Origin of the sequence: Ectobacillus panaciterrae DSM 19096 (assembly GCF_000430785.1) — a bacterium.
GTDB classification, from domain to species: domain Bacteria; phylum Bacillota; class Bacilli; order Bacillales; family Bacillaceae_G; genus Ectobacillus; species Ectobacillus panaciterrae.
Genome location: NZ_AUMR01000080.1, coordinates 1 through 19,703, shown reverse-complemented (window position 1 = coordinate 19,703; position 19,703 = coordinate 1). Strand labels below are relative to the sequence as shown.

The following is a 19,703-nucleotide window of genomic DNA, read 5'->3' as shown; positions in this document are numbered from 1 at the left end:
CTATATAAATGCAACTAAAAAAATCGACATAAAACTTTTCTTTTAGGGGGGAGAGATCATCCGGTTAAGCGCAGAAGCGGTCAAACCCTTTTCGTGGCCCATGCAGGGATAAACCATAGAGAGGAAACGAGCGCAGTTTCTCTTTTGTTCTATGTGGCAAACGATAGATATGTCGGAATAACAAAGTGGACTTATATAGATTTTGCTGTTGTGGAAGAGGTACGTATCAATCATATTCTATTGTAATAGAAATTGTACAGGGCGGATCAGGAACTTTTTCATATAAATCGTAGGAGGATATAGTTAATATTACAATAATCCCCTAGATTTATAAGTAGTTTGGACTTGGAATGGTAATAATGGATTTTTCTATAGTTATTGACAATATTGTAATAATTACCCTTATTTCCTGGGACTTAGAGAGCGGAAAAAGAGCTTGCATTGAAGAGGAATTTAAATTAAGGTTGCTAAACTCATTTCTTTAAAAGTTTTTTAATAAAATTTTAGACTGGCGTTGTAAGGAATGCCCATTTCCCTTTTCAAGATCGCGAAAGGGGTTCTAGTATATTCATTATTAGTAAAAGTTATATAACCTTTAAGTGTATGGACAATTTAAAAATTACTTATGAAGTACAGGAAAAAATAGCCAAATGGTGCAGAAGTATACAATGAGGATGACATAACAGATCGTTTTTTATTTTCTTCAGAGGAGCAAAGCAGAAAAAAAGACAAATAAAGTCATTTAACTTAGATGTGTACCATAATGTATACATGTATACGTGTTGTGTACGTTTGTATTCAAAAAAGTATACATGTACACGCATCTGTATACGTTTGTATTCAAAAAGGTGTACATGTATACAAACGCGTATACGGCCACTCTTTAATAGTGTTTGCAATTTTGTATACGAGTTTACGAAACTGTGTACAAGTTTACAATTTCGTAATAGTTATGGAAATCGTATTGACGGATTGGGAAAGTTCATATAACATTTACTGAAAATTCAATAAATTTCCATGCGATTTTATTACACTCTATTACATATCGAAAGGAATGATTTTGTTGACAAATGCTCGTATTGCGGCAGTTGATGTAGGTAATGATTCACTTAAAGGTATCTTTGGGAAAATGGAAACACAAATTAATATTCCAAATGTTATCGCTAGGGATACAAAGGACCGTCCTGTCATTGGGATTGAGGAATTAAATAATCAAGATCCTATTGACGGTATTCATATTCGTGTGCACTCCCCTACTTTAAAGGAGAATAATGTGATTTACCGTGTTGGACATTTAGCGGCCAAAAGCGATAATTCGTCTGAATTAGATCCAGGCAGCAATAAGTCTGAAGAAGATCAAACTCTTATCATGCTATTTGCCGCCCTGGCGTTAGATGCGGCTCGTGAGGAGAATAAACAGATTTTCAAACGTTCCAATAACGTGATTGATGCTAACTACATTTTAGGGACAGGACTTCCGCTTCGGGAAGTAAAAGAAGGCAAGGATGTCGGATATCGCTCTCGATTACTCAGCTCTGTTCACCAAGTTGAATTTTTGGTAACGCCTAGATACCAAGGTTTAAAGGTGAATATTAAATTCGATGAAGTGAAAGTCTATCCGGAGGGCTTTGCTGCTTATATCAATCTTGTAATGGATCATGATTTGAACATCATTAATAAGGATTTAATTGATAAAAGAATCCTTATTCAGGATATTGGCGGTTTATCTACAGATATAGCGGTCATTAAAAATCGTAAGGTGGATGATGATAAAGCGCAAGGCTTCAATTTAGGAGTTTCGGAATCGCTTGAAGTCATTCGCGAAGAAATTCGTTCTAAACATGGTGTCGAGCTGGACAGCCGTCGGGATGTTGTAGAAATCCTTACGAAGAAAAATGATCGAAATCATATTATGGTAAGAGGAAGCCGGACAAGCGTCCATGATATTGTAGACCGAATTCTCTTGGAATTAGCGAAAAAACAATATCGCCATTTGCGAAACGTTTGGCAAAAGAATTCGCAAACGGAAATTTGTTATTTTGTAGGAGGAGGCGCAATAATCTTAAAAGATTACCTCAAAACACTAAATAATAACTTGGACGGTTATAACATTGATTTCTTTGAAGATGAACAAGAAAGTATTTGGATGATGGCAAATGCTTATTATAAATTAATTGCTGATTTTTCAAGGAGAAATAAAAAAGAGAAGCAAAGTGAAGAGCAAAAAGTAGTAAAAAAATAAATAGATAAATAGGGTGATTGTATGAAGGAAACGGAAGTGAAGAGAGGACAACCCATTACGTTCCGCATCCCCTCTGATACACCTGAACATATATTAAAGCATTTACAGCATTTAAAGAAAACCCAAAAACGAAACTTTTCCAGTGAAGTTGCTGAGCTCGTTATAAACGGGGTAAGCAGTTCCCTATCAAAACACAGGGAGACGCTGACTATCCCGCTTCCAAAAGGGTTAAGTAAAGCACAGCGGGACTGGCTGAAACATGAACACTCTGAGGCATTATTAGGCAGTATCGTCTATCAGCTGCTAGCTAATCCTGTCCGCACAGCTTCATTATTTACATCTCTAAACAGCAATGCATTAGAAATTGATGACGCACTTTACTTGCAGGAGGAAATAGCCGCTAGTAAAAGCCTAGGGATTGAATGGGATTCAGATATACCATCACAAAAGGAATCTCGAGAAATCAAGTCAGCCAATCCTACTAGAGACGATGATTTAGATGACTTTGATTGGGAATCAGCAAAACAAACGCAACCCATTCATGTTGAAGAAGAGGGAGAAATAGAATCCGTCGAAGACCTCTTGGGTGATTTCCTTGCTCAAATGAATAAATAATAAGTATCTATTAGGTGAGGAGTCTCCCACTTCAAGCAAAGGTAAGCGGCCGTGGTGGAAACGAGGGCTCGACAAAAGCAATCAATAATAAAAACGGGTTGCTCCGATTATGGGGCGCCCCTTTTTATGTTGAACAAGCTCTTTTCCATAATAAAACCATAATATGGATTATCCGTACATTAGTTTTTCCTTATTGCATGTAATTTTTAGAAGGAGGGATAAAGTTATGTATTATGGTGGTTATGGAGGTTTCGGCTACGGTGGTGGTTGTGGCTGCGCTGGTGGTTTTGCGTTAATCGTTGTATTGTTCATTCTCTTAATTATCGTTGGTACCGCTTTTGTTAGATTTTAACAAACTATAAATTGTTAAAGCTCTTGTATAGTTACAAGGGCTTTTTATTTTGTTATGTATATAAGTCCACTTTGTTATTCCGACATATCTATCGTTTGCCCCCCCCCCCCCCGTGAAGAATCATCGATCGTTTCGCACAATAACTAAAATTGCTCCGGCAGGAACGCCGTGAGCCCCCGCTTTGCCATTCCACACATCATATAACCTCCTCTTTTTGTCGAGTTTTTGTTCTCGTTCTATCGCTAATGTAAACAGGTATACAAGCGCGATTTTCATTATCGTTGATGACAAATCGTGATTGCAAACGGGAACTTTGGTATTTTTGCGGAGACAAAACGGCGTTTAGTGTTAATGCCCTGGATTAGTGCTGTCGTAGTTTAGGCCTTTTCGTATGAGCTCGATAATTGCTGCCTCTACAGTCGATATATTGTGTGCTTGCTGATAGCGCTCGGCCAAGCGAATCACCTCGTCTGGCAACATTACATCTATTCGTTCGTGTTCCTGTTCCATACCGTTCACCTCCCGTGTGTATCGGTCATCTTTATTATGGACGATAAGCGAATATGTAACCGTAAGGCAGCGAATGACCCGCCGTACAGTTTATGATATGTATAATAAGTTGACGGAGAATATTATTATCGAACAATAGCGGAAATTCAAGGCGTTTTACGTTTAATGGTCTGCTCGAGAATATCTCCTATTTCCTTTGCGAATTCTTCTTGGAGTTTTTGTTCCGTTTGGTAGCAGTCTTTACAATAGTGTAATGTAGTGTGTCCTTCTTCCAGCAGATTTTCTTTAAACATTTGATGTAGGGCGGAACGGTCTTTTCGTTCTCTGCAATGGTCACACTTCTTAGTGGCGAAGATGTTTGTTACAAATGAAAGCATCTTATCCAGCTCCTCTTGAATGGTTTTATTCTTAATATGCCCATCCTGTAACAAATTAATAAGAAAAAACGCCCGTCTTGAATCCCTTCCCATTTCCCCGTACAGTATAAATACAATCTAAGCCAAAACAAAGAGGGATTATGCGTGAAAAAGAGGCATTTCCCCACCGGGTATGGCTGTAAAGGGGATGAGAAGTATGAGCGTGACGGGAATTGTGCTGGCAGGCGGCAAATCCAGCCGTATGGGCACGAATAAGGCATTGCTGGAAGTCGGCGGTAAAAGGAATATTGAACGGGCAGTTAAGGTGCTGCACCAGGCAGCCGATGATGTGCTCATTGTGACAAATACGAAAGAGGAGTACGAATTTTTGGGATGCCCCATGGTTTCCGACCGCGTTCAAGGAAAAGGACCGCTTGCCGGTTTAGAAGCAGGGCTCGCTGTTTCCCGTTTTGATACGACTATTGTAGCTGCTTGTGATATGCCCTTTTTGTCGCAGCACCTTCTTCAGTATATGCTGAAGCAAGCCCCAGGCTTTGACGCAGTGGTGCCTCTTATAGAAGGAAAGCTTCATCCCCTTTTAGCGGTGTACAAAAAGAGTGCCCTCCCAACCATTCAGCAATGCCTCCAGCAAGACCAGCTGCGTATGGTACATGTACTTTCTCTGCTTCGGGTGAAATATATAGAGGAAAAAGAAATACAAAAAGCGGTTGGGAAAGATATGAGTGCGGCATTTTTCAATATGAATCGTCCTGAGGATTATGAAACAGCGAAGGATATAGAACGGATACAGAAGGGGGTAGATGCATGAGGGAATACGTACGAAACCTGCCGCCCAAGAACTTCCGCCACAAAAAGGAAAAAAACGCCTTTTAGGGCGGAGAACCTTGGTCACTGCACCTGAACGAGCTGACTGCTTTTTTCTTGAAAAATTCAGAAAATATGGTTGACAACGAAAAAAGTTTCCTATACAATCAACGTAATTTCATACGTCTTATCAAGAATAGGTGGAGGGATCAGGCCCGATGAAACCTTGGCAACAGCCGGAAACGGAATTGTGCCAAATCCTGCAGGAGCTGCTGAGAGATAAGAGGGGTATGGTCAAATGTGAGATACGACTGCTTCTTTTACCTTTAGGTAGAAGAAGCAGTTTTTTTATTATATAAAAAAGAAAGGGTGGAAAAGATGGAAGAAATATGGAATCATGGAACGATTTTCATACAAGGAGGCTATTCGCCGAAAAACGGGGAGCCGCGTGTGCTTCCTTTGTGTCAAGGCACTAATAAGTACGATGAAGATTTAATCATAGATTTGAGCCAAGCGTTATCTGGAGGTAAAGAATATGCCCATCATTGTGGATAAAGATTTGCCGGCTCGTCAGGTTCTTGAGAGTGAAAACATCTTTGTGATGACGAAGGAGCGGGCCGTATCCCAAGATATCCGTGAATTGAAAATCGCAATTTTAAATCTCATGCCGACGAAGCAGGAAACAGAGACGCAGCTGCTGAGACTTTTAGGAAATACGCCGTTGCAGATCGATGTTCATCTGCTTCATATGGAATCCTATACATCAAAAAACGTATCACAGGATCATCTTACAAGTTTTTATAAAACCTTTCGCGAAGTGGAAAATGAGCGCTTTGACGGCTTTGTCATCACGGGAGCGCCGGTTGAAACGCTCCAGTTTGAAGAAGTAGATTATTGGGAAGAGCTGAAGCGCATTATGGAGTTCTCCCTTACGAACGTCACGTCCACCATGCATATTTGCTGGGGTGCACAGGCCGGCCTGTACTATCATTACGGCATTCAGAAATATCCGCTGGCGAAGAAGATGTTCGGAGTGTTTGAGCATAATCTGCAGGCGAAGCACATTCAGCTGCTTAGGGGCTTTGATGAGCGCTTCTTTGCGCCGCACTCCCGCCATACAGAAGTGCGCGCTGAAGATATCAGAAAGGTGCCGCAACTGCAATTGCTTGCGGAATCAGAGGAAGCAGGCGTGCATCTTGTCGCAGATCAAGAAGGAAAGCATGTATTTGTGCTGGGGCACAGCGAATATGCGCAGGATACGCTGAAGCTTGAATATGAACGCGATAAAAGCAGAGGTGTGCCAATTCACGTACCAAAAAACTATTATCGAAATGATGACCCGTCGCAGGAGCCTTTTGTCGCATGGAGAAGCCACGGCAATTTATTGTTCTCCAATTGGCTCAATTATTACGTATACCAAGAAACTCCATATGTACTGTAAAAAAAAAGACGAGAAAGAGATATGCAGTCTCGTCTTTTTCTTTAGAATTTTTCTCCAATGAAGTATGCATATGGAAACGCTGTTGCCGCTATGATGGCTCCTTTATTTTTAATAGATATATTCTGATCATACAAAAAATTATAAAAGAAATGAAAACAAGATGACTTGGAAGCGATTACTTCGTGCCAAACGACACAAACTTGTTCAGAAAGTTCACAAAAGATTGTTTTTTGAAAATACAGCTTATATAATTGCTTGTAAATACAAAATTGAAAAAAGGGGTGGACAAACGATGAAAGAAATTCGAGTAGGCTTACTTGGACTTGGCACAGTCGGCAGCGGGGTGGTTAAAATCATTACGGATCATCAGGATCGTCTCGCACATCAAATCGGCTGTCCAGTAAAAGTGACAAAGATACTAGTGCAAAATGTAGATAAGGAAAGAGACGTTGCAATCACCCCATCCTTATTAACGTCAGATGTATATGAAATCATCAATAGTGAAGAAATTGATATAGTCATTGAGGTAATGGGCGGAGTTGAGAGTGCAAGGCAATATATACTGACTGCTTTGCAAAACGGCAAGCACGTAGTGACTGCAAATAAAGATTTAATGGCTTTATACGGAACGGAGCTTCTTTCCGTTGCGAAGGACAATCAATGCGATTTGTTTTATGAGGCGAGCGTAGCGGGCGGCATTCCGATTCTCCGCAGCATCGTGGACGGCCTTTCCTCCGACCGCATTACGAAAATGATGGGAATTGTGAATGGTACAACAAACTTTATCTTAACGAAAATGTCCAATGAAGGAAAAGCATACGAAGATGTATTGAAGGAAGCGCAGGAGCTTGGTTTTGCGGAAGCCAATCCGACTTCTGACGTAGAAGGGCTGGACGCGGCGCGCAAAATGACCATCCTCGCGACACTCGGATTCTCTACCAATGTAGAGCTTTCTGATGTGAAGGTGAAAGGGATTACCTCCATTACGGAAGAAGATCTCGCATACAGCCGTGATCTTGGCTATACAATGAAACTCATCGGCTTGGCAAAACGAGATGGCGAAAAGCTGGAAGTGAGTGTAGAGCCGACGCTGCTTCCTAACAAGCATCCGCTTGCTGCGGTGCAAAATGAATTCAATGCTGTATATGTGTACGGCGAGGCTGTAGGGGAAACGATGTTTTACGGTCCCGGAGCCGGAAGTCTTCCTACTGCAACAGCTGTTGTATCCGATCTTGTCGCCGTAATGAAAAATATGAGGCTTGGCGTAACAGGAAACAGTGCAGTATCTCCGCAATATCCGAAAGTGCTGAAAGAAGACAGCGAGGTATTGGCGAAATACTTCTTGCGCCTTCATGTAAAGGACGAAGTTGGGGTATTTGCGAAAATTACTTCCTTGTTCTCCGAGTATGGAGCAAGCTTTGAAAGGATCATTCAAATGCCCCTTGAAGAAAAGGGCGCAGCTGAGATTGTAATCGTGACGCATCGTGCAACACTGGCAAACTATCAAGTTCTTTTACAGAAACTAGAGGAGCAGGATGCAGTGAAATGCGTAAAAGCAAGCTATCGCATCGAAGGGGATGCAAAATGATGTGGAAGGGACTTTTATCTCATTATAAAGACTATTTGCCGGTAAATGAGAACACGCCTCTTCTTACTCTTCATGAGGGAAATACACCTCTTATCTATCTGGAAACACTATCAAAAGAGTGGGGCGTGGAATTGTACGCGAAGGTAGAAGGAGCGAATCCGACCGGCTCCTTTAAAGACCGCGGCATGGTTATGGCTGTTGCGAAAGCGAAGGAAGAAGGCAGCAAAACCATCATTTGCGCGTCGACAGGCAATACCTCCGCTTCTGCGGCAGCGTATGCGGCACGTGCCGGCTTGAAGTGCATCGTGATGATTCCGAATGGAAAAATCGCTTACGGCAAGCTGGCGCAGGCGGTGATGTACGGTGCGGAAATCATCAGCATCGAAGGAAACTTCGACCATGCGTTGGAAATGGTGCGTAAGCTGAGTGCCAATTCGCCTATTGCTCTTGTAAACTCGGTAAATCCATATCGTCTAGAAGGGCAAAAAACAGCTGCTTTTGAAATTTGCGATGCTCTTGGAAGCGCGCCGGATGTTCTTGCAATTCCAGTCGGCAACGCCGGCAACATCAGCGCGTATTGGAAAGGCTTTAAGGAATACAATGACAAAAAAGAAACAGGTCTTCCAGAGATGCGCGGTTTTCAAGCGGAAGGCGCGGCTCCGATTGTACGCGGCCATAAAATTGAAAATCCTGAAACAATCGCGACAGCTATTCGCATTGGAAACCCGGCAAGCTGGGATAAGGCAGTGGCAGCTGCAAATGATTCTCGCGGCAAGGTCGATGAGGTAACAGACGCAGAAATTCTGGAAGCATATGAACTGTTAGCGCAGAAGGAAGGATTGTTTGCTGAGCCTGGCTCCTGCGCATCTATCGCAGGTGTCCGCAAGCAGGTGCAGCGCGGCGAAATTAAGAAAGGCAGCCGCATCGTTGCGATTTTGACAGGCAATGGCTTGAAAGATCCGAATACAGCCATTGATACGAAGAATATCCAGCCAATCGTTCTTCCGAATGATGAGCGCATTGTGTTTGAACATATCGAGGGAGTTGTACTGCAATGACCGGTCCCATGTTTACCATTCAAGTTCCTGCCAGCACGGCAAATCTAGGTCCTGGATTTGATTCCATCGGCTTGGCAGTAGATAAGTATCTGTTTGTGGATGTATTTTCAGATGATGCATGGCGCTGCGAGGCAAAGTCATCTATTTTGGAGGGCATCCCTGTCGATGAAAGCAACCTATTGTTTCAAACAGCTTTAGAAGTAGCATATGAATACGATAAAACACTGCCGTATTGCCGCTTGGAAATCGCAAGCGACATTCCGCTCGCACGCGGACTCGGCAGCAGCGCCTCAGCCATTATTGCCGGCATCGAGATTGCCAACATCCTATGCGATTTACAGCTGTCCCTGCAGGAAAAGCTGAACATCGCTTCTGTGATGGAGGGACATATGGATAACGTCGGCGCTTCCCTGTTCGGAGGCTTAGTTGTAGGAACGTACGACGGTCAAAGCGCAGCATTGGTCAACCAGCATATTCACGAATTGGAGCTTGTTGCGATTATCCCTTCCTATGAACTGAAAACGTCCGATGCGAGAAGCGTTCTTCCTGACCAACTCTCGTATGCAGAAGCGATTCAGGGAAGCGGTGTAAGCAACCTGTTGGTAGCGGCTCTTTTGAAGGAAGAATGGCAGCTTGCTGGCGAAGCGATGAAGCGCGATTTATTCCATGAACCGTATCGAGCAGCGCTCATACCGGAGCTTGGGATATTACGGGCTATGCCTGAGCGTCCTGACGTCTACGGATATTCCTTGAGCGGGGCGGGTCCTACTGTTCTGTGCTATGTACGAAAAGGGACAGCAGAGGCAATTCGCGATGATTTGAAGCCTTATTTTTCAGGGTGTGAGGTTGAGGCGCTGCGTATTGTGAATGAAGGAATTAAAGTAGTGCTCCATAGCGATTACAAGCATCTGGGAAGCTTTTAGCTTTCCGGGTGCTTTTCTATTTCCTTGAGAAAGGGTTGAATGAGTTTGGATAGATATCATCCGCTCCTCTTCGTTCTTCTATATATGAGTGAATGATAATTTCGACATTTCCATGTGTGATGTGCAACCAAAAGGGAGTATTGCATGCTTCTTCTCTCTGGTTTACCCTTGCATGAACCACTACCAAGGTTTGACCGCTTCTGTACGTCTTTTAATCTCTCCCCACTATAAAAAGACGGTTTTTCACTTGTATATAGCATCAATCTAGACCGAAAACAGAGGCGGTAAACATGTTGAAAGCACTATTTAAATCTATATATCCTATTTTAAAAAAAGAAAATTACGATTACAATTAAGATAAGAAAGCTAAACAAATCATAAGGAGACAAAGAATGAAGGCACAATTAATCGAACAATTTGGAGATTCATCTGTTTTTCAAACAGTAGAAGTCCCGGCACCAAAAGTGATACCTGGCCATATCCTTATACGTGTGGCTGCATCCAGTGTTAATCCAATCGATATAAAAGTCCGACAAGGTGTAGTAAAAGGAGTGGCTCCGGAACTTCCAGCTATTCTTCATGGAGATGTGGCAGGTGTAGTAGAGAAAGTCGGAGAAGGAGTAACCAACTTTAAGCCAGGAGATGAAGTTTATGCTTGCGCTGGTGGCTTTAAAGGTACAGGCGGTGCACTTGCGGACTATATGCTGGCAGATGCTGCACTAGTTGCTCTTAAACCTCGTTCACTAACGATGAGAGAAGCAGCTGCTCTTCCTTTGGTTTCCATAACAGCTTGGGAGGCATTGGTTGATAGAGCCAACCTTCGTCCTGGTCAAAACGTACTCATCCACGGCTCCACTGGAGGCGTAGGCCATATTGCAATCCAGTTGGCTAAATGGGCAGGAGCAACCGTTTATGCTACAGGATCGTCTAAACAGAAGTTGGATATGGGGAAGGAACTTGGGGCTGATTTTGGTATTAACTACAAAGAAGAAACAGTTCAGGACTATATAAAAAAATATACGATGGGAAATGGGTTTGATGTGGTGTTTGACACGATTGGCGGAGAGAATTTAGACCGGTCCTTCGAAGCAGCAACAATTAACGGTACAGTTGTTTCTATTGCTACGCGGTCTACACATGATTTAAGTCCTCTTCACGCTAAAGGTCTTAGTCTTCACGTTGTCTTTATGCTCTTGCCCATCGTTACCAAAGTGAATCGACAACATCATGGTGAGATATTACAACAGATAACAAAATTAGTAGATGAAGGAAAGTTAAAACCGTTAATTGATCCTAAGATGTTTAGTTTTGATGAGGTGTCAGCTGCTCATCAGTATTTGGAATCTGGAAAGGCAATAGGGAAAGTAACGTTAGTGAACGAACGTTTTTAAGGTTGCTCACTAACTATAAAAAAGCCAAGGATTCTCTTAATCCTTGGCTTTTTGTTCATGAACAAAATGAGATTATTTTTGGTGTTCGCAGGAATCCCCCGCTTCAAGCGTAGCTAAGTGGGGATTAGTTCAAATATTCTTTACAGCATCAAGAACTTCTTGAACATGGCCTTCTACATTCACTTTTCTCCATTCTTTAACAAGCTTTCCTTCTTCATCAATAAGAAAAGTAGCGCGTTCTACACCCATGAATTCCTTGCCATCCTTATTTCTCAACTTCCAAACATCAAATAATTCAGCGATTTGATGTTCGGTATCAGACAATAAGAGAAAGGGAAGCTCATATTTGGCAATAAACTCCTCATGAGACTTTAAATCATCTGGGCTAATCCCAATCACTTCAGTATGTAGATTCTTGAATTGACTATTGTAGTCTCTAAAATCACAGGATTCAGTAGTACAACCAGGAGTCATATCCTTAGGGTAAAAATAGATAACTACCTTTTTTCCTTTGAAATCATGCAAAGATACTTCTTTCCCATTTGAGGCAAACAGTATAAAATTTGGTACGTTTTGTCCAACTTGTATGTGTTCCATATCACATTACTCCTTTTTATATAATTTCTTTTTTAACGCCAACCATGATTGGAAGAGTACCATCGGTTCGCCCATGTTTCCTAGCCCCCAAAAAGCTATTCGTTTCTTTACCATTATAAAAATGTTTTTTACCAAAAAAAAGCTATTCAGACATATTACAGTCTGAATAGCTTTTTTATTACAGGATATTTGCCTTTTTTGAAGTTGAAGCATCCTGAGAATGCTCCCAACATTCAACGTTTTCAAGACCTTTAATGCTGTCTTTATAAAAAACAGGATCTTTGCCAGCTTTTTTCTGTTTCATGTAATCGTTTAACGCAGCAAAGGCTATTTTTGATAGTAATGCAATAGCAATTAAGTTTATGATAACCATAAAGCCCATAAATAAATCCGCTAAATCCCATACAAGCTGGATCTTTGCAACCGAACCGAATATAATCATGGCTAACACGCCTGCTCGGTATAGCATCACCCATACTTTACTTGTGTGTAAAAATCGAATATTTGTTTCCCCGTAATAATAGTTACCAATTAACGCACCGAATCCAAATAGGAAAACAAAGATAGCAAGACAGCCTGATGCCCAAGAACCGATGTGTTCACTTAATGCTGCTTGTGTAAGTGCGACACCACTTAGCCCTGGTTGTTTGTAAGCATCAGAAAGCAAAATAATAAATGCTGTGCTTGTACAAACGATCAGTGTATCCGTTAATACGCCAAATGCTTGAATAAGTCCTTGTTTCACCGGGTGGCTTGTTGTTGCCGTTGCAGCAACGTTTGGCGCACTTCCCATACCAGCTTCATTTGAGAATAAACCACGTTTAACTCCATTCATGAGCGCTGCGCCGATTGAACCGCCTGCTAGTTGTTGAAAACCAAATGCATTTTTAACAATAAGAGAAAGAACTTCCGGCATTTTTGTTATGTTCGTAATTACAACAAATAATGCAACACCAATGTATAATACCGCTAGAATCATCACCTTGTATTCAGCCATTTTTGCAATACGCTGCACACCGCCAAAGATAATCGCAGCGAAAACAAGTGCCATAATAATCCCTAAAGTTAAACGATCTGTACCGAATGCGTTCTCAAAAGCAAGTGTAACGGTATTTGATTGTACAGAATTGAATATAAAGCCGAAAGTAATCGTAATTAAAATGGAGAATAATACTCCCATCCAACGTTTGTTTAATCCTTTTTCCATATAATAGGATGGGCCGCCGCGGAAACCAGCTTTATCTTTTACTTTATATACTTGCGCTAACGTACTTTCAATAAAGCTGGATGCTGAGCTAATAATAGAAATAAGCCACATCCAAAATACCGCTCCAGGGCCGCCTAATGCAATCGCAATCGCAATTCCTGTGATATTGCCCGTTCCAACGCGAGCGGCCATACCAATACAGAACGCTTGAAATGGGGAAACGTCGTCTTTAGAACTAGTTTTCCCTTCCATTAAAACACGGACCATTTCCTTTAACATTCGAACCTGTACAAATTTCGATTTAAATGTGAAATAAAGACCGCCAGCAACAAGCATAATAATTAACAATTTAGACCAAAGGAAATCATTTGTTACGCCAAGTACATCTTGTAATAATTGCTGCATTCTATCACCTCTTATTAAAATTTACTAGCTAATAATTTATATAAATCCGTCTTAATTTTCTGATACATCCATAATCGTTTCGTATGTCGAATTTTTAAATTGGACTTATATAGATACTTTTTGTTGCTTTTTATTATTTCTAAACCGACTCTCAAAAAAACATAAATGCTTTTAAGCGCTTTCATATTTGTTCTAGAACAACGTATTTTTAGTTTATAATTAAAACTACATAAAACTACAAAAAAAAACAAAAACTACAAAATATGTTTAAAATATTTTAAATATTTCCAAAATAAGAGAATTCGTTCGATGTTAGGATTGAAATCATTTCGTACAGTTACTTATATACTAAGTGGCATAGAAGCCATGCATATGATGAAAAAAGGGCAGGTTAACCAAGGAGGGGAGTCTGCTCAAAATCAAAAAGAATTCATCCATAAACGGTTTCTAATAACTGTTTTTGCACCAGAATCTAAATTTTTGTTTCAATACGAGGTTTTGGTATAATATGGACAAATTAGTAAAAGGTTTCATATTACAGAAAGATGGTGCGATATATATGAGGTCTATGATCGTGAAAGTGCTCCTTGTCATTACGGCTGCCTCTCTCGCCCTATTTGCCTATGGTTTTACCATTGGCGTACAGGATGTTTTGCGGCCGCAAGCCTCTAATATGCCTAAGCCTAAGGAAATGAAGGCGGCAGCGAAGAAGAAGGGCACCCTGCAAATCGTCAGTCTTGGCGATTCCTTAACGCGCGGTGTGGGGGATAAAGAAGGAATCGGCTACATCGGCCGTGTCCGCAATAGTCTGCAGTCAGATTATAAGCAAAAGGCTGCCCTTACGAATCTCGCGGTGAGCGGAGCGAAGGCGCCGGATTTAATTAAGCAGCTATCGGATAAGGGTGCGCAGTATTCACTTGGACAAGCGGATGTCATTATTTTAACCATGGGCGGCAATGATCTGTTCCCGGGATGGGAATCGCTCGGCAGTGTCGATTTCACGAAATACCGTCCGGACACAGCAACCTTTCAAGCCAATGCCAAAAATATTTTAAATCAAATTCGTCAGGTGAATCCGAACAGTCCCATCTTTTGGGTCGGTTTATACAATCCGTTTGAGGATGTACCGGAATTAAAGGGTTCCTCTTTTATCGTTGTGGATTGGAACGGAGCGTTGGAAAAAACAGCGCTGGATTATAAACGTGTGTATATCGTACCGACATTCGATCTATTCCAAAGCAGAGGGAAAGAGCTGTTGTACTCAGACCACTTTCATCCGAACGAAACAGGCTACTCTCTTATAGCGAACCGCCTGCTTCAAAATATTATCAGCCAGCTGAACATCACCGGAAAAGAAGGGGTGAAATGATGACTTCTGTGCTTTCAGTGCGAGAATTAAAGAAGGTTATCGGCAAGAAGACGATTGTAGAGCGTATCTCGTTCGATGTAGGGGAAGGAGAAGTGTTTGGCTTCCTTGGACCAAATGGGGCAGGCAAAACGACGACAATTCGGATGCTTGTCGGACTCATCAAACCGACAGAAGGCAGCATTTCTATCGGAGGACATGATGTACGGCAGGAATTCCGGCAGGCGATGCGGCAAATCGGCAGTATCGTGGAAAATCCGGAGCTGTATACATATTTGACAGGATGGGAAAATTTGAAGCAATTTGCCCGTATGCTTGGCGATGTGACAGAAGAGCGCATTCATGAAATTGTGCGTATGGTACATTTAGATCAGCGCATTCATGATAAAGTGAAAACATATTCGCTCGGGATGAAGCAGCGCCTTGGCATCGCACAGGCACTGTTAGGCAATCCGAAGCTGCTGATTTTGGACGAGCCGACAAATGGACTCGACCCTGCCGGCATTCGTGAATTGCGCGAGTTTGTTCATACGCTCGTGAAGGAGCAAAACATAAGCGTCTTCATCTCGAGCCATTTGCTGAGCGAGGTGCAAATGATGTGCGACCGTGTGGCAATTATCAATCATGGTAAAATGATCACCGTTTCAACCATTGATGACTTAGTGAAAAAGGCAGCCGATAAAGTAGAATGGACAGTTACGCCGGTTGAAGAAGCAGAAGCAATTTTAGCGGCGGCTTCAGAAATTAAAGAGGTTGTGCGCGATGGAAACAAAGTGGCATGCCGTATGCCGATTCATCTGATCAGCACCTACAATAAGCTGTTCGTGGAAAAAGGCATCGCCGTACACAGCGTACGCGAAGTGGTTGTTACACTTGAAGACCTCTTCATGGAATTAACGGGGGGCGAAAACATTGCGTGAGTTTTTGAATCTTGTGTACAACGAATCTGAAAAAATCTATCGGAAAAAGCGTGTATTTGTAATCGCATTGATTCTTCTTGTGCTTATCCCGATTTTCGTATATGCACAGTATCGGGAAGTGCAAACGACAGTAAAGCGCCTCGGTACATCTGATTGGAAAGTAGCGCTCCAGCAGCAAATCGTCGATACGCAAAACCGTCTCAACAACTCGCGTTTACCAGAGGAGTGGCGGCAATGGCTGAAGGTGCGTGTCGAACAGCAGCAATACTACCTTGATAACGACATCAACCCGAATGCACCGGGTGCGCCGACCTTTGTGCGAGCTTTCATCGAGCAGGGCATCACGTTATTCATCCCGCTTCTCGTGATGATTGTCGCCATTGATCTTGTTTCGGGAGAACGAAGTGACGGCACGATTAAGATGCTGCTGACGAGACCGATCCGAAGGTGGAAGGTGCTATTAAGCAAATATGTGACGATGCTGTTGTTCGTTTCGCTGATTTTGTTTATTGTAGGAATTATCGCATACGTGTTATCCGGTATTGTGTTCGGCTACGCAGGCTGGAACTTGCCGATTTTAACCGGATTTGTGGTGGAAAATGACAGCTTGAATACGAACTATGTTCATCTGATTCCGCAGTGGGAGTATATTTTAATGGCATACGGCCTGGCGTGGTTTGTTTCGGTTGTCATCGGCACAATCTCCTTTATGGTTTCCGTGTTGATCCGCAACACACCTGCCGGAATGGGTGTTATGCTTGCAGCGTTGATCGCAGGCGGTATTTTGAGCAACCTCGCAACGTCTTGGGAAGGTGCTAAGTATATTTTCAGTGTGAACATGGAGCTGACGGATTATCTATCAGGACAGCTCCCGCCATTGAAGGGCCTATCTATGAGTTTTTCTCTTTTGAACTTAACCGCATGGGGAGCCGTCTCGCTCATTGTTGCGTTTTTCGTGTTTACAAGGCAGGATGTATCCAATTAAGAAAAAATAAGAAGCTTGTCTCGTATTAACGGGACAAGCTTTTTCGTATTCTATATACAAGTATCAGTATTTGATTTTGTCATGTTTATTCTGCCATTGCATAAACGGGTTTTCATCAGAAGATAAATCTAAGGTGAAATGCTTAGCAGGAATGGTGCGAGCATGGGGAACAAGAGGCAATTCATTATAGATAAAGGCATCATCAAAGCCGATATGTGCGGCCTCGTCTCGTGTGAAGCAGTAGTATACTTCTTTAAATCGCGCCCAGTAAATCGCGCCGAGGCACATCGGGCATGGCTCGCAGCTTGTATAAAGCACGCAATCTGTCAGCTGGAAAGTTCCAAGCTTTTGGCACGCTTTACGGATAGCCTGCACTTCAGCGTGTGCGGTCGGGTCATTTGCGGTCGTTACTTCATTTGTTCCGACAGCGATGATTTTGCCGTCTTTGACTACAACAGCCGCAAAGGGACCGCCACGATTTTCCCGAATGTTTAACAAAGCTTCTTTTACAGCTTTTTGCATATATTGTTCATGATACATAAAACTCCTCCTTCTTTTCTATTATGGAAAAATGTGTATTATTATGTATATGAACAAATAATATACGTAAGAAGCAAAGATGGGAAGTGAAATGATGACACAAATTTTGAAAAATAGATGGGATCTTCTTTTAAAAGAGGAGTTTGAAAAACCGTACTATAAAGAGCTGCAGGAATTTTTAAAGCATGAATATGAGACACAAACGGTATATCCAAATCTGCATGACATTTTCAATGCGCTGCATTACACAGATTATGATGATGTGAAGGTTGTTATTTTAGGACAAGACCCGTACCACGGGCCGAACCAGGCACAGGGGCTTAGTTTTTCTGTCAATCCGGACATTAAGCAGCCGCCGTCCTTACAAAATATTTTCAAGGAGCTTCATAGTGATATTGGCTGTCAGATTCCAAATCACGGTTCCCTCGTGCAGTGGGCAGAGCAGGGCGTTCTCCTCTTAAATACCGTTTTAACAGTGCGCCGCAGCGAGCCGAATTCCCATAAAGGAAAAGGATGGGAAACTTTCACCGACCGCGTCATACAATTATTGAACGAGAGAGAAAAGCCTATTATATTTGTGCTGTGGGGCAAACATGCACAGGTGAAGAAGCCTCTCATTACAAACGGCCAGCATTATATCATTGAAGCGCCGCACCCAAGTCCGTTTTCAGCGAAGCGCGGCTTCTTCGGCAGCAAGCCGTTCTCGAAAATTAATACATTCTTAACAAGCATCGGGGAAGCGGAAATTAATTGGTGCTTGCCTAATACATAGAATACGTGCAAGGGCTTAGGATGAAGACCGTTTCATGGCTGCAGTATAATTGGTAGAAATTGAGGAATGCGGTCATTGGAAAAGAGGAGTGCACCTTGGCTTAGAAAGAAATGGACTATGATCTAAAGGCCGTCCATCTCCTTATGATCATATTCTTTATATGAACGAAATATGTACAAAAATATGCAGGATTTTATACAGTTTTTTCGGTATATCCGGTACACAACTGGAACGCTGAAAGCCGCATCACTGCGGCAAAGTATAAAATCCTGCATATTTCACATTGTTCGAGAATGAGAAGAATCTTGGTATCATGGGAATGGTGTGAATAATCAACTTCCGATAATGATATGTTATGTAAACTGAACATGAATATGATATACAATATGCTTGAGGTGAATTATGAGTAAAATAAAATTTGGAGCTATTGAAATTTTATTACCAGATGCAAATATTTCCTACTTTTTTATTTCTGAAGACTTTGCTGGATTATTAGGAATTGAAACAAATAACGAGGCTAAAAGAATTCTACAGAAAGAGTTAAAAAGTCAATTAGATCAAAAATTATATAAACGAATTAGCTTTGATCAAGAGAGTAGCTGTGTAACTATATCAATTAGTAAACCTGATTTGATGTATACGGTTGCTGAATACATCAATCAATTAATAAATTGTCCTATATCAGAAGCTGACAAGATGTTTATTAAGAATCAATTAATTTCACATAAACGCCCGAAGAAACAAAAATGGAAAATCAGTGATGTGTTTGCTATACCATTAACAGATGGGAGTTATATATTTGGACAAATCTTCTCGAAGGAATATAGTTTTCCAATTTGTACGTTGTTTGATATAAAAACTACAAATATACCTTCACTCGAAGAGATTGTAAATCAGAGAAAGATTACATCACTTACAATCATTCCTATACACTTGGATAATCATAAATGGAAGGTGATAGGAAATAAAGAAATAAATTGTGCTATACAACCTATAAGTCCTGGGAGTTTTTCGTCGGGAATATTAAATGATTTAGGGGAAGCATATTATGGATTACGACCTTGGAATGTTAATTCGGATCCTAATTATTTAGATAAACTTCTCTTACCAGAAATCAAAAGACCTGATAAAGCTATTGTATTAAATTCAGAAGAACGATTAAAGTATCGGAAGGAACAAGGATGGGAGTAACTGTTTTTACTTCCGATAATGACATGTTATGTAAACCTCACATGGATATGATATTCATACATTCATACCTAAACACACAAAAAGCTCTCTAAATTTTGAAGAGAGCTTTTTATCATTCATTTTTGATCAAACACAAATATTTCTTTATATTTTCTTGCTTGTAATTTTTGACCATTCTTGAACGTCTTAGGTAGTTCTTCTTGCCATGTAATAATAACTGTAATCCCTTTTGCTTTTACTGATACAGGAAAATTAGAAAAATGCATCTCATACTGAGGAACTGTACTCTCCGTCTCATTTGCATCCATATTTGCCCGCAAAGTCTTAGAACCACTATAGTTACTGTATATGTCTACATCTAAATTATAAACAGCCTTTCCTAAGTTCTTCACATCTAGACTATACATATTAACTACACC

At 41.4% G+C, this 19,703-nt stretch carries 19 protein-coding genes, 3 pseudogenes and 1 riboswitch; of the genes and pseudogenes, 16 read left to right on the top strand and 6 right to left on the bottom strand.

Going from position 1 to position 19,703, the window contains the following annotated elements:
* The first annotated feature begins 1,063 nt into the window (after nt 1–1,063).
* The 3 genes from H540_RS0117435 to H540_RS32285 all read left to right on the top strand — a co-directional run bounded on the left by H540_RS0117435 (nt 1,064) and on the right by H540_RS32285 (nt 3,209).
* On the top strand, nt 1,064–2,242 hold the full coding sequence (locus tag H540_RS0117435) for a ParM/StbA family protein (protein WP_028401745.1): 1,179 nt from the start codon (nt 1,064–1,066) through the stop codon (nt 2,240–2,242).
* Between the two features lie 21 nt (nt 2,243–2,263).
* Entirely contained in the window at nt 2,264–2,857 is a 594-nt protein-coding gene (locus tag H540_RS0117430) for a hypothetical protein (protein ID WP_028401744.1), read from the top strand.
* 226 nt (nt 2,858–3,083) lie between these two features.
* Nucleotides 3,084–3,209, top strand: a complete 126-nt coding sequence (locus H540_RS32285; protein ID WP_081415181.1) for a YjcZ family sporulation protein — start codon at nt 3,084–3,086, stop codon at nt 3,207–3,209.
* A gap of 348 nt (nt 3,210–3,557) precedes the next feature.
* Here the strand turns inward: H540_RS32285 and H540_RS33325 are convergent, their stop codons facing one another.
* Nucleotides 3,558–3,719: a hypothetical protein gene (locus H540_RS33325; protein ID WP_155891058.1), complete on the bottom strand. Its 162-nt coding sequence runs from the start codon at nt 3,717–3,719 to the stop codon at nt 3,558–3,560.
* A 146-nt stretch (nt 3,720–3,865) separates the two neighbouring features.
* Nucleotides 3,866–4,096 carry a hypothetical protein gene (locus H540_RS0117415; RefSeq protein WP_155891057.1) on the bottom strand — a complete coding sequence of 77 codons (231 nt, stop codon included), beginning with the start codon at nt 4,094–4,096 and terminating at the stop codon, nt 3,866–3,868.
* Nucleotides 4,097–4,292: 196 nt separating this feature from the next.
* Here H540_RS0117415 and mobA point away from each other — a divergent pair, with 196 nt between their 5' ends.
* From mobA to H540_RS0117370, 7 genes and pseudogenes are all read left to right on the top strand, one after another.
* On the top strand, nt 4,293–4,904 hold the full coding sequence (mobA, locus tag H540_RS0117410) for a molybdenum cofactor guanylyltransferase (RefSeq protein ID WP_028401742.1): 612 nt from the start codon (nt 4,293–4,295) through the stop codon (nt 4,902–4,904).
* Nucleotides 4,905–5,084: 180 nt separating this feature from the next.
* A riboswitch (SAM riboswitch) is annotated at nt 5,085–5,186 on the top strand.
* 92 nt (nt 5,187–5,278) lie between these two features.
* Nucleotides 5,279–5,386, top strand: a pseudogene (locus tag H540_RS35600) (PLP-dependent transferase); the annotation flags it as partial.
* 49 nt (nt 5,387–5,435) lie between these two features.
* Complete coding sequence (gene metA / locus H540_RS0117390; protein ID WP_028401741.1) at nt 5,436–6,341, top strand: homoserine O-acetyltransferase MetA; 906 nt, start codon at nt 5,436–5,438, stop codon at nt 6,339–6,341.
* Nucleotides 6,342–6,633: 292 nt separating this feature from the next.
* Nucleotides 6,634–7,929, top strand: coding sequence for a homoserine dehydrogenase (locus H540_RS0117385; RefSeq protein WP_028401740.1), 1,296 nt, complete (start codon nt 6,634–6,636; stop codon nt 7,927–7,929).
* Entirely contained in the window at nt 7,929–8,987 is a 1,059-nt protein-coding gene (gene thrC / locus H540_RS0117380; protein ID WP_028401739.1) for a threonine synthase, read from the top strand. The genes H540_RS0117385 and thrC overlap by 1 nt, the downstream gene beginning before the upstream one ends.
* A complete protein-coding gene (gene thrB, locus H540_RS0117375; RefSeq protein ID WP_028401738.1) occupies nt 8,984–9,910 on the top strand; it encodes a homoserine kinase in 927 nt (308 codons plus the stop codon). Before thrC ends, thrB begins: the two co-directional genes overlap by 4 nt.
* Nucleotides 9,911–10,302: 392 nt before the next feature.
* A complete protein-coding gene (locus H540_RS0117370) occupies nt 10,303–11,301 on the top strand; it encodes a zinc-dependent alcohol dehydrogenase family protein (protein ID WP_028401737.1) in 999 nt (332 codons plus the stop codon).
* 129 nt (nt 11,302–11,430) lie between these two features.
* Here H540_RS0117370 and bcp read toward each other — a convergent pair whose 3' ends face one another.
* Together bcp and H540_RS0117355 are read right to left on the bottom strand one after the other, a co-directional pair.
* Nucleotides 11,431–11,898, bottom strand: coding sequence for a thioredoxin-dependent thiol peroxidase (bcp, locus tag H540_RS0117365; RefSeq protein WP_028401736.1), 468 nt, complete (start codon nt 11,896–11,898; stop codon nt 11,431–11,433).
* Between the two features lie 178 nt (nt 11,899–12,076).
* Nucleotides 12,077–13,510 (bottom strand): alanine/glycine:cation symporter family protein, encoded by a 1,434-nt coding sequence (locus tag H540_RS0117355; protein ID WP_028401734.1) that lies wholly within the window; start codon nt 13,508–13,510, stop codon nt 12,077–12,079.
* A 285-nt stretch (nt 13,511–13,795) separates the two neighbouring features.
* On the opposite strand from H540_RS0117355, the pseudogene H540_RS30070 reads away from it, so the two are divergent.
* The 4 genes and pseudogenes from H540_RS30070 to H540_RS0117335 all read left to right on the top strand — a co-directional run.
* A pseudogene (locus H540_RS30070) lies at nt 13,796–14,017 on the top strand (hypothetical protein); the annotation flags it as partial.
* 52 nt (nt 14,018–14,069) lie between these two features.
* On the top strand, nt 14,070–14,879 hold the full coding sequence (locus H540_RS0117345; protein ID WP_028401732.1) for an SGNH/GDSL hydrolase family protein: 810 nt from the start codon (nt 14,070–14,072) through the stop codon (nt 14,877–14,879).
* Entirely contained in the window at nt 14,879–15,796 is a 918-nt protein-coding gene (locus H540_RS0117340) for an ABC transporter ATP-binding protein (RefSeq protein WP_028401731.1), read from the top strand. The genes H540_RS0117345 and H540_RS0117340 overlap by 1 nt, the downstream gene beginning before the upstream one ends.
* A complete protein-coding gene (locus H540_RS0117335) occupies nt 15,789–16,781 on the top strand; it encodes an ABC transporter permease (protein ID WP_028401730.1) in 993 nt (330 codons plus the stop codon). Before H540_RS0117340 ends, H540_RS0117335 begins: the two co-directional genes overlap by 8 nt.
* A 63-nt stretch (nt 16,782–16,844) precedes the next feature.
* Here H540_RS0117335 and H540_RS0117330 read toward each other — a convergent pair whose 3' ends face one another.
* On the bottom strand, nt 16,845–17,321 hold the full coding sequence (locus H540_RS0117330) for a nucleoside deaminase (protein WP_028401729.1): 477 nt from the start codon (nt 17,319–17,321) through the stop codon (nt 16,845–16,847).
* A 94-nt stretch (nt 17,322–17,415) separates the two neighbouring features.
* Between H540_RS0117330 and H540_RS0117325 the strand changes: the two genes are divergently transcribed.
* Nucleotides 17,416–18,093: a uracil-DNA glycosylase gene (locus H540_RS0117325; RefSeq protein WP_028401728.1), complete on the top strand. Its 678-nt coding sequence runs from the start codon at nt 17,416–17,418 to the stop codon at nt 18,091–18,093.
* Nucleotides 18,094–18,495: 402 nt separating this feature from the next.
* Nucleotides 18,496–19,284: an Imm26 family immunity protein gene (locus tag H540_RS0117320; RefSeq protein ID WP_028401727.1), complete on the top strand. Its 789-nt coding sequence runs from the start codon at nt 18,496–18,498 to the stop codon at nt 19,282–19,284.
* A 116-nt stretch (nt 19,285–19,400) separates the two neighbouring features.
* On the opposite strand, the pseudogene H540_RS33805 reads toward H540_RS0117320, so the two are convergent.
* A pseudogene (locus H540_RS33805) lies at nt 19,401–19,703 on the bottom strand (hypothetical protein); the annotation flags it as partial.

What these genes read in the sequence shown, in the direction of transcription:
- H540_RS0117415 (WP_155891057.1), bottom strand. Translation starts at nt 4,096, where the DNA reads ATGCTTTCATTTGTAACAAACATCTTCGCCACTAAGAAGTGTGACCAT.
- H540_RS0117345 (WP_028401732.1), top strand. Translation starts at nt 14,070, where the DNA reads ATGAGGTCTATGATCGTGAAAGTGCTCCTTGTCATTACGGCTGCCTCT.
- H540_RS33325 (WP_155891058.1), bottom strand. Translation starts at nt 3,719, where the DNA reads ATGGAACAGGAACACGAACGAATAGATGTAATGTTGCCAGACGAGGTG.
- H540_RS0117355 (WP_028401734.1), bottom strand. Translation starts at nt 13,510, where the DNA reads ATGCAGCAATTATTACAAGATGTACTTGGCGTAACAAATGATTTCCTT.
- H540_RS0117370 (WP_028401737.1), top strand. Translation starts at nt 10,303, where the DNA reads ATGAAGGCACAATTAATCGAACAATTTGGAGATTCATCTGTTTTTCAA.
- bcp (WP_028401736.1), bottom strand. Translation starts at nt 11,898, where the DNA reads ATGGAACACATACAAGTTGGACAAAACGTACCAAATTTTATACTGTTT.
- H540_RS0117320 (WP_028401727.1), top strand. Translation starts at nt 18,496, where the DNA reads ATGAGTAAAATAAAATTTGGAGCTATTGAAATTTTATTACCAGATGCA.
- thrC (WP_028401739.1), top strand. Translation starts at nt 7,929, where the DNA reads ATGTGGAAGGGACTTTTATCTCATTATAAAGACTATTTGCCGGTAAAT.
- metA (WP_028401741.1), top strand. Translation starts at nt 5,436, where the DNA reads ATGCCCATCATTGTGGATAAAGATTTGCCGGCTCGTCAGGTTCTTGAG.
- H540_RS0117325 (WP_028401728.1), top strand. Translation starts at nt 17,416, where the DNA reads ATGACACAAATTTTGAAAAATAGATGGGATCTTCTTTTAAAAGAGGAG.
- mobA (WP_028401742.1), top strand. Translation starts at nt 4,293, where the DNA reads ATGAGCGTGACGGGAATTGTGCTGGCAGGCGGCAAATCCAGCCGTATG.
- H540_RS32285 (WP_081415181.1), top strand. Translation starts at nt 3,084, where the DNA reads ATGTATTATGGTGGTTATGGAGGTTTCGGCTACGGTGGTGGTTGTGGC.
- H540_RS0117330 (WP_028401729.1), bottom strand. Translation starts at nt 17,321, where the DNA reads ATGTATCATGAACAATATATGCAAAAAGCTGTAAAAGAAGCTTTGTTA.
- H540_RS0117340 (WP_028401731.1), top strand. Translation starts at nt 14,879, where the DNA reads ATGACTTCTGTGCTTTCAGTGCGAGAATTAAAGAAGGTTATCGGCAAG.
- thrB (WP_028401738.1), top strand. Translation starts at nt 8,984, where the DNA reads ATGACCGGTCCCATGTTTACCATTCAAGTTCCTGCCAGCACGGCAAAT.
- H540_RS0117385 (WP_028401740.1), top strand. Translation starts at nt 6,634, where the DNA reads ATGAAAGAAATTCGAGTAGGCTTACTTGGACTTGGCACAGTCGGCAGC.
- H540_RS0117430 (WP_028401744.1), top strand. Translation starts at nt 2,264, where the DNA reads ATGAAGGAAACGGAAGTGAAGAGAGGACAACCCATTACGTTCCGCATC.